We start from the raw sequence: 14,019 nt of genomic DNA on the forward strand, positions 1-14,019 counted from the left end.
GAACCGGCCGGGGGAGAAGGGGCGGGCCGCCTCGGGCAGCTCGCCGTCGGCCAGCAGCGCGGCCATGGCGTCTCCGGTGACGGGGGTGAGCAGCACGCCGTTGCGACCGTGGCCGGTGGCGAGGTGGAGGCCGGGCAGCGCGGTGCGGCCGAGCAGCGGGGCGTTGTCGGGGGAGGCGGGGCGCAGACCGGCACGGGTTTCGGTCAGCGGCAGCTCGGTGATGCCGGGCACCAGCTCATGGGCGTCGCGCAGCAGCTCGTAGACCCCGCCCGCCGTGACGGTGGTGTCCCAGCCCATCTCCTCGGTGGTGGCGCCGACGACCAGCTCGCCGTTCTCGCGCGGGACGAGATAGACGTGGCTGCCCCGGACCACCGCCCGCACGGTGCGCGAGAGGAAGGGGGCGTACGCCGGGGGCACGGTGAGCCGCAGCACCTGGCCCTTGACCGGGCGGACCGGCGGCAGGACGTGGGCGGGCACCCCGGCGAGCCGGCCGCTGAAGCTGCCCGCCGCGAGCACGACCTGGTCGGCGGCCACCTCCGTACCGTCGTCGAGCACGGCCCCCACGGCCCGGTCGGCCACCACCGAGAGGCGGTCGGCCCGGCGGCGGCGGAAGACCACCCCGGCCCGTTCGCACGCGGTGAGCAGCGCGGCGGCGAGCCGGCGCGGGTCGACCTGGTGGTCGCCGTCCACCCGCAGCCCGCCGCGCACGCCCGGGGCGAGCATCGGCTCCAGGCGGCGGCACTCGCGCCCGGTCAGCCACTCCGACTCCAGGCCCGAGCGGCGTTGCAGCTCGTGGAGTTCGCGCAGATGGGCGCGGTCGTCGGCGTCCAGTGCGACGGCCAGGGTGCCGCAGGCGCGGAAGCCGATGTCCCGCCCGCTCGCCTCCTCCAGCTCGGCCGTGAACGACGGATAACGCCGGGCCGAGGCGAGGTTGAGGCCGAGCAGCATCTCCTCGCCGTAGTGCAGCTCGGTGACGGCGGCCAGCATCCCGGCCGCGACCCGGGCCGCTCCGCCGCCCGGTTCGGGGTCGGCGAGCGCGACGGACAGGCCGCGCCGTGCGGCCCGCCAGGCGGTCACCAGGCCGATGATGCCGCCCCCGATGACGAGGACGTCGGACCCGTCGGTGCGATGGATGCGCATGGGCGTCCAGCTCCTCCCTTCGCCGGCATGACCCGGATCAGGTTCGTACGGTCGGAGGCCGCCAGCCTCCCTCTCAGCCCGGTGCGTCCGGGCTCCCGCGTGTCTTACGGTGGCCACCCTAGACCCCGCCCCGCGGGCCGGGTGGGGCCACCCTTTCCTGACGCCCGGTCAGGTACGTAAGGTGGACAGGTGAGCGAGCAGCAGCGGGCAGAGCGGACGGAGCGCCGGGTCGTCGTCGCCGGCGCGGGCATGGCGGGCGTGCAGACCGCGGTCGCCCTGCGGGAACAGGGCTTCACCGGACTCGTCACCCTGATCGGCGCCGAGCCCCACCAGCCCTACGACCGGCCCCCGCTGTCCAAGGCGGTGCTCCTCGGCAAGGCGGAGGAGTCCGCCTTCGACATCGACTTCGAGGGGCTCGGTATCGCCCTGCACCTGGGCTGCGAGGTCACCGGCGTGCGCGCCGGCGACCACGAGCTGGACACCTCGGCGGGCCCGGTGCCCTACGACGTCCTGGTCCTCGCCACCGGCGCCGAACCCGTCGCCCTGCCCGGCTCCGACGGTGTGCCCGGCGTCCATCTGCTGCGCACCCTCGACGACGCGGCCCGGCTGCGGCCCGTCCTCGAAGCGGGGCACCCCGTCGTGGTCGTCGGCGCCGGCTGGATCGGCGCGGAGTTCGCCACGGCGGCCCGCGCCGCCGGCTGTGAGGTCACCGTCGTGGAGGCCGCCGACCGGCCGCTGGCCGGCGCCCTGCCCGCCGAGGTCGCCGCCCCGATGGCCGGCTGGTACGAGGAGAGCGGCGCCCGCCTCCTCACCGGCGCCCGGGTGGCCCGCGTCGAGTCCGGCGCGGTGGTCCTCGACGACGGCCGCATCCTCCCGGCCGGTGCCGTCGTCGTCGGTATCGGCGCCCGGCCCGCCACCGGCTGGCTGGCCGGCTCCGGCATCGCCCTCGGACCCGAGGGCTCGGTGACCGCCGACGCGGCGCTGCGCACCTCGCTGCCCGATGTGTACGCCGTCGGCGACTGCGCCTCCTTCCCCTCCGCGCGCTACGGCACCCGTCTGGTCGTCCACCACTGGGACAACGCCCTCCAGGGCCCCCGTACCGCCGCCGCCCACATCGCGGCCGAAGGCGCCGACATCCCGCCCTACGACCCCGTGCCCTACTTCTGGTCCGAGCAGTTCGGCCGGTTCGTGCAGTACGCCGGACACCACGCGGACGCGGACACCCTGCTGTGGCGCGGCGACCCGGCCGAGCCCGCCTGGTCGGTGTGCTGGCTGCGCGACGGCGTCCTGGTCGCGGTGCTCGCGGTCGGGCGCCCGCGCGACCTGGCCCAGGGGCGCCGGCTCATCGAGGCGGGGAGCCGGATCGACGCGGGGCGGGCCGCGGACCCCTCCGTACCGCTGAAGACGACGGTCCTGCCGTAGGGGCGTGGACCTGAAGGGCCGAGTCCGGGTTTCGGCTGTCAGTCCGGGATGGCAGGCTTGTCCCGTGACCGAGATTGACGCAAAGACCGATGCACTCGTCCCCGCCTGGCTCCACCTGCCCGACATCGCGGAAATGCTCGATGTCGAGGTGACGCGTGTGCGGCAGCTGGTCAAGGAGGGCCAGCTCATCGCCGTACGCCGTGGTGAGAACCGGACGCTCCAGGTGCCGGCCGCCTTCATCGACGGCAGCAAGGTCGTCAAGGGCCTCTCGGGGACCCTGACGCTCCTGAAGGACGACGGCTACTCCGACGAGGAGATGCTGGAATGGCTCTTCACCCCCGACCCCACCCTGCCGGGCACGCCCGCGCAGGCACTGAGTGAGAATCGCGGCACGGAGGTGAAGCGCCGCGCCCAGGCGCTCGCCGTCTGACCGACCCGCACCACCGCCGCACCACCGATCCGCCGTCACCGTCTTCCCCGGGGGGAACCGCACCATGTCCACGCCTCGCGCGCAGCTGTCCGACGCCCGGCTCTACCTGTGCACGGACGCCCGCAGGCGCCAGGGCGACCTGCCCGAGTTCCTCGACGCGGTGCTCGCCGGCGGCGTCGACATCGTCCAGCTGCGCGACAAGGGCATGGAGGCCGCCGAGGAGCTGGAGCACCTCGCGGTCCTTGCCGACGCCTGCAAGCGTCACGGCAGGCTTCTCGCCGTCAACGACCGGGCGGACGTGGCCCACACCATCGGCGCCGACGTGCTGCACCTGGGCCAGGGCGACCTGCCGGTGCCCGCGGCCCGCGCGATCATCGGCACCGAGCCGGTCATCGGCCGTTCCACGCACGCCGAGGCCGAGGTCGACGCCGCCGTCGCCGAGCCCGGCGTCGACTACTTCTGCACCGGCCCCTGCTGGCCCACCCCCACCAAGCCCGGCCGCCACGCGCCCGGTCTGGACCTCGTGCGCTACGCCGCCTCGCTCGCCCCCGCGCGCCCCTGGTTCGCCATCGGGGGCATCGACGCGGACAACCTCGACCAGGTGCTGGACGCCGGTGCCCGCCGGATCGTCGTCGTACGGGCCCTCACCGAGGCGTCCGACCCGGGCGCCGCCGCCGCTGAGCTGGCCCGCAGGGTCCGCGAGCGCGCCGGGGCCTGACCGGTGCCGCGGGTTCCGGGCCGACGGCCGACGGAGGCCCCAGGGGCGGGTCTGGGACGAATCTGTCCGAAGGATGGACAAGAATCAGTCAATTCCGGCAAATGACTCCGGTTCGGTTGGGGGCCCGCCCCGCCCTGGTTAACCTGCCCGTATGGCCCTTGGCACACCTTCCACCAGGACAGATCACGCGCGCACCGTGCGTGAGATGCTCGCGACCGGCGCGACCTCGTACTCGTTCGAGTTCTGGGCGCCCAAGACCGAGAAGGGCGAGCGCAACCTCTGGAACGCGCTGCGCCGGGTCGAGGCCGTCGCCCCGAGCTTCGTCTCGGTGACGTACGGGGCCGGTGGCTCCACCCGCTCCGGCACGGTGAAGGCCACCCAGGACATCGCCGCCGAGTCCACGCTCACCCCGGTCGCGCACCTCACGGCCGTCGACCACTCGGTCGCCCAACTGCGCAACATGGTCGGCCAGTTCGCGGACGTCGGCATCCGCAACATCCTCGCCCTGCGCGGCGACCCGCCGGGCGACCCGATGGGCCCGTGGGTCGAGCACCCGCAGGGCGTGAAGTACGCGGCGGACCTGGTCCGGCTGATCAAGGAGGCCGGTGACTTCTGCGTGGGCGTCGCCGCGTTCCCCGAGCGGCACCCGCGCTCGGAGGACTGGGACACCGACATTCGACACTTCGTGGACAAGTGCCGCGCGGGCGCCGACTACGCGATCACGCAGATGTTCTTCGACCCGGAGGCGTATCTCCGGATGCGTGACCGGGTGGTCGCCGCGGGTTGCGAAACCCCGATCATCCCCGAGGTCATGCCGGTCACCAACGTCCGGCAACTGGAACGGTTCTCCCAGCTCAGCGACGCGAAGCTGCCCGACGACCTGAAAGAGCGCATCCTCGCCGCCAAGGACGACCCCGCCGCTGTACGCTCCATTGGCATCGACTTCGCAACGCGGTTCAGCGCGAAGCTGCTTTCCGAGGGTGTGCCCGGACTGCACTTCATCACGCTGAACAACTCGACTGCGACGCTTGAGATCTACGAGAATCTCGGACTGCACAAGCAGTCGTGACCGGCCGTACCCGCCACCACCCGGGGCGGTGGCCGTAGAAGGGGGCGGGCATGGGCTGGACGGTCCTCTACATCGCGTTCGGTGTCGTCGCGCTGTGGCTGCTCGGCGAGGTGCTGCTGCAGTACAAGGCGCGGCTGCGCTGGCGGCTGCTCGCCTTCACCGGCTTCCTCGGCGTGGTCATCGGCGTCCTGATGCCGTCCGTGCCCGTCATCGCCCTCGGCGCCGTGGCCTTCGCCACCGGCCAGACCTACGTCACGCTCTCCTTCCGCAAGGGCTTCTCCACCGGCTGGGCGATAGGGGGCAAGCCCGGCGAGAGCCGTCGCCGGCGCGGCGGCGGCGACCGCAAGCCCACGCTGGAGGTCTCGGACCTGGAGGTGGAGTACGAGGGCGGCGCCCCTGACGTCCCGTCCGCCCCGCCGGCCGCCCCGGCCTCGGTCTACGCGACCGAACCGATGCCCGACGACACCGGCCAGTACGGCGTGTACACCGACCCCGCGCCGTCCAGGCCCTCCCACGAGCCCCAGGCCGCGCCGGGTTACGACGCCTACGACCCGTACACCGACTACGCCGCCCAGCCCCAGGGCCAGGACGGCTACGCCGCGGCGGGGCAGTACGACTACGGCACGGACCAGCAGAGCTACGCCGCCTACTCCGACCCGTACATCGGCACCACCGCGAGCACCCCGCAGTACGGCTCCTACGACGGCTACCGGAACTACGACGGGTACGGCAACCAGCAGCAGCAGTACGGCGGCGACCCGTACGCGCAGCCCGACGGCTACGGGCCGTCCGAGACCCCGCCGGGCGGTGTCTGGGTGCCGCAGCAGCGCGAGGGCGAGCAGTACCCGCAGCAGCCTGCCGCCCAGCCGGCCCAGTACCCCAACGGCTACGACACCGGCTACAACGACCAGTACCGCTACTGACGGCCCGTCACCGCCGCTGAGGGCCCGGGACCGCTCACTGCGAGCCGCGGAAGCCGTCCCCCTCCACCACGGTCCCCGCGACCAGCGCCCCGGACATGCCCGCGTGCGCGAGTCCGCCGCCCGGATGCGACCAGCCGCCGGCCAGCAGCAGACCCGGCAGCCGGGTCCGGTTGGCGGCGTGCAGGAACGCGCCCCCGGCACCCGCCAGCGCCGGCGCCGGAACAGCACCGCCCTCGGCACCCGTGTCCGCGGCGGTCTCGGCGGGCGTCCGCACCATCGTCCGCAGCACCCGCCCCCGCAGCCCCGGAACGGCCGCCTCCGCCGCATCGGTCAGCGTCCGCGTGAACCCGGCCCGCAGCGCCTCGTCCGTCCAGTCCACCGGGCCGTGCGGGGCCACCGTAGCCATCAGCGTCACCGCCTCGTGCTCCGCGTCGGGGCGGGTCGACGGGTCGTCGGGCCGCAGCACGGTCACCGTGGGATGCGCGGCGGTCCGGCCCCCGAACACGGCCGCGCGCTCGTCCGCCCCGTCCGCCGGGTGGACCACGGTCCGGTGCACGGCATCGGCGGGCCGCCCACCGCGCAGCGACAGCATCACCACGAACCGGCCGGTCGCCGCCGCGTCCGCACGCGCCGTCACATCCCCGTCGGCCCACAGCTCCTGACCCGGCACCAGACCGGGCCACGGCCGCGCCCCGAGCACCACGTGGTCCGCCTCCGCGACCGTCCCGTCCGCCAGCTCCACGCCCGCCGCGCGGCCGTCCTTCTCGACGACCCGGGCCACCTCGGCGCCGAAGGCGAACTCCACCTTCCGGGCCAGGCACCGCTCGTACACCGCCCGCGCCAGCGCCCGCATGCCGCCCATGACGTACCAGCTGCCGAACGTCTCCTCCATGTACGGCAGCAGCGCCGCGCTCGCCGGCGCGTGCGACGGGTCCAGACCGTACGCGAGCGCGTACCCGTCGAGCAGGGCCGCCAGCCGGGGATCCGCCAGCTCCCAGGAACCGATCTCCGCGACCGTCCCCGCCCGCCGCGCCGGGCGCAGCAGCCGCCGGCGCTCCTCGGCCGGATACGGGTCACGGCCCAGCACCTGCCAGTCGGGGCGCAGCGGCTCCTCCAGGAGCGGCCGCCGCGAGCGGTCCCACGCGTCCCGGGCCCGGTCGAGGAACGCCCCCCACGTCGCACCCGCACCCCCACCGAGCGCGGTGTCGAGGGCGGCGAGGGCCCCGGCGCGCGAGGCGTTCGGCAGGGAGACGACGGTGCCGTCCGCGAAGACATGGCGGCTCGCCGGGTCCACCTGGGTCAGCGTCACGCACCGCTCCAGCGGCTCCTTGCCGGTCTTGACGAACAGGTCCCGGTAGACCGCGGGGAGGTGGAGCAGTCCGGGCCCGGTGTCGAACGCGAAGCCCTCATCGGCGTGCTGCCCGAGCGAGCCGCCGTACGTCCGCGACCGCTCGTACACCGCCACCCGGTGGCCTGCCACGGCCAGCCGGGCCGCCGCCGCCATCGCGCCCATCCCGGCGCCGATCACCGCAATTCGTGCCATGGGAGCGACCTTAACCGCCGCCACCGACACCCCGGCCGTCAGGTCGGTGGGGCGCCCGGCGCCGCGTAGCCGGGCTGCTGTGCCCGGCGCTTCTCCTCGCGCCGCTGCGCCCTGCGGCGCCAGAACCTGCGGATGCGGGAGGCCAGGAAGATCACGACCACCAGGCCGATGACGAGGAGCGTTCCGGCGAGGCCGGCCGCGATCCACGGATGGAAGATCGCGAAGGTGACGATCCCCGCGACGCCCAGGTCCTCGGCGGCGCTCAGCGCGATGTTGCTGAAGGGTTCGGGGGAGGTGTTGACCGCCATCCGCGTCCCGGCCTTCACCAGATGGCTCACCAGCGCGGTGGACCCCCCGATGGCGCCGGCCGCGACCTCCGGCAGCGAACCGCTCTCACCGGCCAGGAGCGCCGCCACGACCGCCCCCGTCAGCGGCCTGATCACCGTGTGCACCGCGTCCCAGACGGTGTCCACGTACGGGACCTTGTCGGCGACCACCTCGCAGAGGAAGAGGACCGCGACGACCACGAGGACGTCGGTGCGCTGGAGCGAGGCGGGCACCTCGTCGCTGACGCCGGTCGCGCCGAATATGCCGAGCAGGAGGACCACCGCGTACGCGTTGATCCCGCTCGCCCAGCCGCTTGTGAAGACCAGAGGAAGTACGGACACGGACGTGATGGTAGCCAGCGGCTCCGACATCGGGGCAGGGCGCGGACACCCGGCTCTGAGTACCCGTACTCAGGGCGCGGGATGAGTAGCCGCACGGATGGGCGGCGACCTGCCCGGACGGCAGAGTGGGGGCACGGAAGGGGCGCCGCTCCGCCACCGCCGGCACGGGGCGGCGGTGGCGGAGCGGCTCCCCCTTCCGAACGGGGGTGCGCGGCGGAGGACTTCGGGACCACGGGGGACACGGGGTCACGGGGGACGGTCCTCCGGCAGCACGGAAGGCGCCGGTCGGGCGGGCTCGGAATTCCGGGCCCGGCACGGCCGGCGCCTTCCGTGCGTACGGGAAGGGCGCGGGGGTCTCAGTGCCCGCTGACGCGGCCGCGCAGCAGCAGGGACAGGGCCGAGTGCACGTCGTCGATCGAGCGCTCCGGCTGGAACGCCTGCCAGTCCAGCGCCGCCACCAGCACCATGCCGACCAGCGCCGCCGCCGTCAGCGGGACGTCGATCTCCTCGCTCAGCTCGCCGTTCGCCACGCCCTCCGCGATGACGCCCTCCACCACGGCGACCGCGTCGCGGCGCACCACCAGCAGGGTGGACTGCCAGGCACGGTTGGTGCGCCACAGCTCGGCCACGTACAGCTGGGTGAAGGCGGGGTAGCGGTCGATGAAGACCAGTCCGGCCCGGATCATGGCGTCCAGCGCCTCGACCCGGCTGCCGCCGCGTGCGCCGGTCTCCTCGGCCGCCGCGCGCAGGGAGGCGGTGAGCAGTCCGACGCCGTGGCGCAGCAGCTCCTCGAAGAGTTCGGTCTTGCTCTTGAAGTTGTAGTAGACCGTGCCCTTGGCGACCCCGGCCCGGTCGGCGATCTCGTCCACCGTGGTCGCCGAGAAGCCCTTCTCGGCGATGAGGGTGACGGCCGCTTCGTAGAGCTTCTGCCGGGTGGCCTGGCGGCGCGTGCTGCTACTGCTTTCCATGCTCCTGATTCTCACAGGTCCGGGCAGGCTCACAGGCTCAGCTCCGGGTGGAGCCGCTCCAGTGTCCACATCTGCTTGCGGCGTGCCGACAGGGCGGTCAGCGCGAGCGCACCGGCAGTGAACGCCGCCAGGACCGCGCAGCCCTGCCAGACCGGGCCGAGCCCGCCGCCCGTGATCAGCCGGCGCAGCCCCTCCACGACGTAGCTCATCGGCAGGTAGGGGTGGATCGCGTTGAAGAAGCCCGGACTGGTCTGTACGGGGTAGGTGCCGCCGGCCGAGGTCAGCTGGAGCATCAGCAGCGCGAGGACGAGGATGCGCCCCGCCGCCCCGAAGCAGGCGTTCAGCCACTGCACGATCGCCGCGAAGCAGCAGGTGACCAGCGCCAGGAAGCCGAGGGTCCCGGCGGTGTGCGCCATGTCGAGGCCGGGGCCCCAGTGCAGGACGGACATCAGCGCGGCGGTCTGGAGCAGTCCGATCCCGGCCACCGGCAGCCAGCCCGCGAGCGCGATCCGCCAGGCCGGTGCCCCGGCGGCCAGCGCGCGCCGGCTGAGCGGCTGGATCAGCATGTACGCCACCATCGCGCCGACCCACAGGGAGAGCGGGATGAAGTAGGGCGCAAAGCCCGTGCCGTAGTTCGGGGCGGAGTGCAGCGACTGCGATGCCAGCCGTACGGGGTCGGCCATGACCTCCGTACGGGCGTCGCGGTCCTTCTTGCCGTAGTCGGGGATCTTGTCGACGCCGTCGCCGAGGCCCTGGGCGAGCGTGGTGGAGCCGTCGCTGAGGCGGACCATCCCCTTGTCCAGGCTGTCGGCGCCCTTCTTGAGCTTGCCGACGCCCGTTCTCAGGTCGGCCGAGCCGGTCTTCGCGGTGCCGAGGCCGGTGTGCAGCCGGTCCGCGCCCTTGGCGACCTTGTGCGCGCCGGTGTTCAGCGCGTTGACCTTCCTGACCGCGGCTTCCAGGTCCTCGTCCAGGCGCGGGGAGCGCGCGGCGAGGTCCTTCGCCTGCTTCTCCAGGGTCGTCAGCTGGGTGCGCAGCTTCTTGAGGTCCCCGTTCTGGTTCTTGACCAGCACGTTCACGTCGTCGGCCACGGAGGCGACGTCGTCCGCCGCCGTCACGGCCCGCTTGAGCGGCGGGCAGACGGTGGGGTCGGGGACCGGCTGCTCGGTGCAGCGGGTGCGGTGGATCTCGGTGAGGTCGTCGGCGGCGGTGTGCGCGGCGGTGGCGGCGGTGGGCGCCGCCTTCACCAGCAGGTCCAGGTTGTCCCGTACGGTCTTCGACGAGTCGGCGACCAGCCGGGCGGTGTCGCCGATGGTCTTCCCGTTGTCCTTCAGGAACGGGCGCACGTCGGCGGCCACTCCGTTGACCTTGTCGGCGAGGAGCTGGGTGCCGTCGGCGACCTGGCGCGAACCGGTCTCCAGGTCGCCCGCTCCCTTGTTCAGCTTCACGATGCCCCCGGCCAGCTTGGCGCTGCCCTTCTTGGCGTCCTTCAGGCCGTCCGCGAGATCCTTCGAGCCCGTCTTGGCCTTGCCGATCCCGTCCTTGAGGTCGGACGCGCCCTTGGCCGCCTTCGCCGTCTGGTCGTGCAGATCGGAGAAGCTGATGAAGATGCGGTCCAGGAACCCGCGAGAGGCGTTGGCCGACGCGGCCGTGCGCACCTCGGAGAACACCGTCCGGGAGATCTGCCCGACGATGTAGTTGTTCGCGTCGTTGGTCCGCACCTGGAGCGCGCCGGTCTCGGGGGAGTCGCCCGCGCTGGAGGCGATGCGCCGGCTGAAGTCGGCGGGCATGCGCAGCGAGAGGTAGTACGTGCCGTCCTCGACGCCCTTGTCCGCCTCGGCCGCGCTCACCTCGTGCCAGTCGAAGACCTTGGATTCGAGGAGCTTGCCGGTGATCTGATCGCCCGCCGCGAGGCGCTTGCCGTCGGCGGTGGCGCCCTTGTCGTCGTTGACCAGGGCGACCGGGATGCGGTCCAGGCGGCCGTACGGGTCCCAGAAGGACCACAGGTACAGGGCGCCGTAGAGCAGCGGGAGCAGCAGGAGCGCGGCCAGGGCGGCGCGCGGCAGGCGCCCCCTGCCGAAGCGCCTCAGCTCAAGCGCGGCCAGTTTCGGCGAACGCATCGGCCGGTCCCTCCTCGTGCGTGGTGGCTGCGGACCCGGCCTGCGCCGGTTCAGCCGCTTCGGGGGTTTCCTCAGGGGTGTCCGTGCGGACGGTGACGGCGTCCCCGGGTGCCTCGCTGCAGACGGCGAGCACGGTGGTGCCGGCGGCGGCCACGGACCGCAGCAGCTCCCAGACCTCGGCGCGCTCCGCGTCGGACAGCTTCAGATCGGTGTCGTCCACCGCGAGCAGCCGGGGCCGGCCCATCAGCGCGAGGGCCACGGAGAGCCGCAGCGCCTCGGGCCGCTCCAGGTCGCGTACGGCGGTGCGCTCGGCCTTGGGCAGCGTGGCGGGGTCCAGCGCCGCCGCGTCCAGGGCGGCGTCGATCCGGGCGCGTGCCGCGGCGGCACGGTCGCGCGGCGGGCGCAGCAGGGCGCGCAGGGAGCCGTCGTAGCGGCGCTGGAGCAGGGCCCGTTCGCGCAGGTGCTCGGCGACCGTGAACGCCGGGTCCAGCTCGCTGACCCCGGGCACCGGGCCCAGTGCCGCGACGCGGCGGACGGCGGCGGCCCGGCGCGGCAGGGCGAGGCCACCGGTCGACGCCTCGCCCTCGGTGGGGCGCATACGGCCGGTCAGGGCGAGCAGAAGGCAGGTGCGGCCCGAGCCGGAGGGGCCCTCCACAGCGATCAGGGAACCGGGGTCCGCGCTGAACGTCACGTCACGGAAGGCCCAGCCGCGCGGTCCTTCGAGCCCCAGGCCGTCGGCGGCGACGGCCGCCCCGTGCGGACTCTCCACGGGCCCCTCCCCTCTTTGAACTGACTGGTCAGTGCAAAAAGGTAGCCCGAACTCGCGATCGAAGCAAAAGCGCAGGTCAGGGCGGGATCGAGGCCGATTGTCAGTGGGGGCCGTCACGATGGATACAGACGGCCACGAAGCCGTCACCGAGACAGGAGGTTCTGTCATGGCCCACTCGTCCGCAGCCGCCGCCCCGCGACGCCGCGCAGACGGCCCTGCTCCCTCACCGACCGGCCCGGCCCGCGATGTCCACCCCGTCGTCCGGCGCACCACCGCACCGCCCGCCGCCCTCGATCTCCTCACCCAGGCCCGTGCGGGCCTGGAGGAGGCAGCTGTCCTCGATGTGCCCAACGAGCGGTACGCCACCGCACACCTCGCTGCCCTGCGCACCGCCGCCGCCGTGCTGGCGGTGCGGGGCCGCCCCGAGCCCTCGCGCCGGCGCCGGGAGCCGATCCGCAGCGCCTGGGAGATCCTTCCGGAGCTGGCACCCGAGCTCGCCGAGTGGAGCGCCCTGTTCGCCTCCGGGGCCGCCCGGCGGGCCCGCGCCGAGGCGGGCATACCCGGTGCCGCGAGCCGGCGTCAGGCCGACGACCTGCTGCGCGACGCGGCCATGTTCCTGCGCCTGGTCGAGCGGCTGCTCGTGCTCCAGCCGGTGCTCCCAAAGCCGCGCGGGGAGCGGCCGGACGCGGGATGACCGCGGGGACGGCGCCAGGCAATAGGGTGAGCACAGGACCTGTTACCTGCGCTGTTCACGCTCCGCCCCCGCGGCGGCCCGTGCCGAGGAGTCAACTGCCGTGTCGGACCCGCTGCGCCCCCGCGCCTCCCTCCGTACCGCTGTGGTCTGGGAGGTCCTCAAGGACGCCCTCGACCGCCGGGTCAAGGTGACCGGCAGGGACGCCCTGGACGTGCTGGACACCGGTGGCGGCACGGGCAACTTCGCCGTGCCCGCCGCCCGGCTGGGCCACCGGGTCACCGTCGTCGACCCGAGCCCCAACGCGCTGTTCGCGCTGGAGCGCCGGGCCGCCGAGGCCGGGGTGGCCGACCGGGTCCACGGCGTGCAGGGCGACATCCTCGGCCTGTTCGACGTGGTGGAGCGCGGGGGATACGACGCGGTGCTGTGCCACGGCGTCCTGGAGTACGTCGACGACCCCGCCGAGGGCGTACGGCACGCGGTGGAGGCCCTCCGGCCGGGCGGGGCGCTGAGCCTGCTCGCCGCCGGGCTGGGCGGCGCCGTCCTGGCCCGTGCTCTCGCCGGCCACTTCAACGAGGCGCGGCACGCGCTGGACGATCCGGAGGGCCGCTGGGGCGAGGGCGACCCGATGCCCCGCCGGTACACGGCCGAGCAGCTCACCGAACTGGTCGCGGCAGCCGAGGTCGAGGTGGGCGCCGTGCACGGAGTCCGGGTCTTCGCCGACCTCGTCCCTGGAGTCCTGGTGGACACCGAGCCGGGCGCGATGGAAGCCCTGCTCAAGCTGGAGGCCGCCGTCGCCGAACTGCCGGCGTTCCACTCCGTGGCCACCCAGCTGCACGTCCTGGGCACCAAGCGCGGCTGAGACCCCCGGGGGGTTACCGGCGGCAGCGCGGCTGATCAGCGACGCAGCGGCAGACGGAGTACGCACCGGCAGCCCCGTTCGGGGCTCCGGCCCCGTATGATCGGGGGACACCATCCGGCATGACGGATCGGAGGTTGGGGAATCAACGCCTCAGCAGCTGAGCCGTTGTGGCGGCCCGGACTGGCTGATTGGCAATGAGGGCGGGTTTCACGGGGGCGATTCCCTGCCTATCCTGGAAGGGCCGCATACCGGCCGCCCCCCGCGGCCGACGACGAGGAGGACTCCGTGCCGCTCTCGGAGCACGAGCAGCGAATGCTCGAGCAAATGGAGCGAGCGCTGTACGCCGAAGATCCCAAGTTCGCGACAGCGCTCGAGGGAAGTGGGCTGCGTACGTACACCCGGCGACGGGTCTACCAGGCAGTTGCTGGCTTTCTGGTGGGTATCGCGCTCCTCATGGCCGGAATGGTCGCTCAGCAGATCTGGATCAGCGTGGTGGGTTTCCTCGTCATGCTGGGCTGCGCGGTGCTCGCGGTCACGGGATGGCGCAAGGCGCCCAAGCCGGGCGAGCAGCAGGCGGTGCGCACCGGCGGTGCGGGTGAGCGCCGACAGTCCCGCCAGCGCCGGTCCGTGATGAACCGGATCGAACAGCGGTGGCAGCGCCGCCGTGACGAGCAGGGACAGTAGACACAGAGCACGTAT

14 protein-coding genes and 1 riboswitch are annotated in these 14,019 nt (G+C 73.6%); of the genes, 8 read left to right on the forward strand and 6 right to left on the reverse strand.

The window, feature by feature from the left end:
- Positions 1-1,140: glycine oxidase ThiO (thiO, locus tag EAO73_RS19960; protein ID WP_147973554.1), on the reverse strand; the 1,140-nt coding region annotated here is incomplete at its 3' end.
- Positions 1,138-1,249: riboswitch (TPP riboswitch) on the reverse strand. It overlaps the preceding gene by 3 nt.
- An 80-nt stretch (positions 1,250-1,329) precedes the next feature.
- On the opposite strand from thiO, the gene EAO73_RS19965 reads away from it, so the two are divergent.
- The 5 genes from EAO73_RS19965 (at position 1,330) to EAO73_RS19985 (ending at position 5,702) form a co-directional block, all read left to right on the forward strand.
- Positions 1,330-2,562 carry an NAD(P)/FAD-dependent oxidoreductase gene (locus EAO73_RS19965; protein ID WP_147972873.1) on the forward strand — a complete coding sequence of 411 codons (1,233 nt, stop codon included), beginning with the start codon at positions 1,330-1,332 and terminating at the stop codon, positions 2,560-2,562.
- 64 nt (positions 2,563-2,626) lie between these two features.
- Positions 2,627-2,992, forward strand: a complete 366-nt coding sequence (locus EAO73_RS19970; RefSeq protein WP_147972874.1) for an Rv2175c family DNA-binding protein — start codon at positions 2,627-2,629, stop codon at positions 2,990-2,992.
- Positions 2,993-3,056: 64 nt separating this feature from the next.
- Positions 3,057-3,710, forward strand: a complete 654-nt coding sequence (gene thiE, locus EAO73_RS19975; RefSeq protein WP_147972875.1) for a thiamine phosphate synthase — start codon at positions 3,057-3,059, stop codon at positions 3,708-3,710.
- Positions 3,711-3,861: 151 nt separating this feature from the next.
- Entirely contained in the window at positions 3,862-4,779 is a 918-nt protein-coding gene (gene metF / locus EAO73_RS19980) for a methylenetetrahydrofolate reductase [NAD(P)H] (protein WP_147972876.1), read from the forward strand.
- A gap of 50 nt (positions 4,780-4,829) precedes the next feature.
- Positions 4,830-5,702, forward strand: coding sequence for a hypothetical protein (locus EAO73_RS19985; RefSeq protein WP_147972877.1), 873 nt, complete (start codon positions 4,830-4,832; stop codon positions 5,700-5,702).
- Positions 5,703-5,736: 34 nt separating this feature from the next.
- On the opposite strand, the gene EAO73_RS19990 is transcribed toward EAO73_RS19985, so the two are convergent.
- From EAO73_RS19990 to EAO73_RS20010, 5 genes are all read right to left on the reverse strand, one after another.
- A complete protein-coding gene (locus EAO73_RS19990; RefSeq protein ID WP_224756378.1) occupies positions 5,737-7,245 on the reverse strand; it encodes a phytoene desaturase family protein in 1,509 nt (502 codons plus the stop codon).
- Positions 7,246-7,283: 38 nt separating this feature from the next.
- On the reverse strand, positions 7,284-7,913 hold the full coding sequence (locus EAO73_RS19995) for a DUF4126 domain-containing protein (protein ID WP_191134151.1): 630 nt from the start codon (positions 7,911-7,913) through the stop codon (positions 7,284-7,286).
- A gap of 356 nt (positions 7,914-8,269) precedes the next feature.
- Positions 8,270-8,881 carry a TetR/AcrR family transcriptional regulator gene (locus EAO73_RS20000; protein ID WP_147972879.1) on the reverse strand — a complete coding sequence of 204 codons (612 nt, stop codon included), beginning with the start codon at positions 8,879-8,881 and terminating at the stop codon, positions 8,270-8,272.
- 29 nt (positions 8,882-8,910) lie between these two features.
- Positions 8,911-10,998, reverse strand: coding sequence for a YhgE/Pip family protein (locus EAO73_RS20005; protein WP_147972880.1), 2,088 nt, complete (start codon positions 10,996-10,998; stop codon positions 8,911-8,913).
- The gene (locus EAO73_RS20010; protein ID WP_147972881.1) at positions 10,970-11,767 is read right to left on the reverse strand and encodes an ATP-binding cassette domain-containing protein; all 798 of its coding nucleotides are present in this window, start codon (positions 11,765-11,767) and stop codon (positions 10,970-10,972) included. The genes EAO73_RS20005 and EAO73_RS20010 overlap by 29 nt, the downstream gene beginning before the upstream one ends.
- Before the next feature lie 166 nt (positions 11,768-11,933).
- Here EAO73_RS20010 and EAO73_RS20015 point away from each other — a divergent pair, with 166 nt between their 5' ends.
- The 3 genes from EAO73_RS20015 (at position 11,934) to EAO73_RS20025 (ending at position 14,004) form a co-directional block, all read left to right on the forward strand.
- Positions 11,934-12,461, forward strand: coding sequence for an SAV_6107 family HEPN domain-containing protein (locus tag EAO73_RS20015; RefSeq protein ID WP_147972882.1), 528 nt, complete (start codon positions 11,934-11,936; stop codon positions 12,459-12,461).
- 100 nt (positions 12,462-12,561) lie between these two features.
- Complete coding sequence (locus EAO73_RS20020; protein WP_147972883.1) at positions 12,562-13,320, forward strand: class I SAM-dependent methyltransferase; 759 nt, start codon at positions 12,562-12,564, stop codon at positions 13,318-13,320.
- A gap of 285 nt (positions 13,321-13,605) precedes the next feature.
- Positions 13,606-14,004 carry a DUF3040 domain-containing protein gene (locus EAO73_RS20025; protein WP_136315278.1) on the forward strand — a complete coding sequence of 133 codons (399 nt, stop codon included), beginning with the start codon at positions 13,606-13,608 and terminating at the stop codon, positions 14,002-14,004.
- The last annotated feature ends 15 nt before the right edge of the window (positions 14,005-14,019 follow it).

The organism is Streptomyces sp. col6 (assembly GCF_008042035.1).
GTDB lineage: Bacteria > Actinomycetota > Actinomycetes > Streptomycetales > Streptomycetaceae > Streptomyces.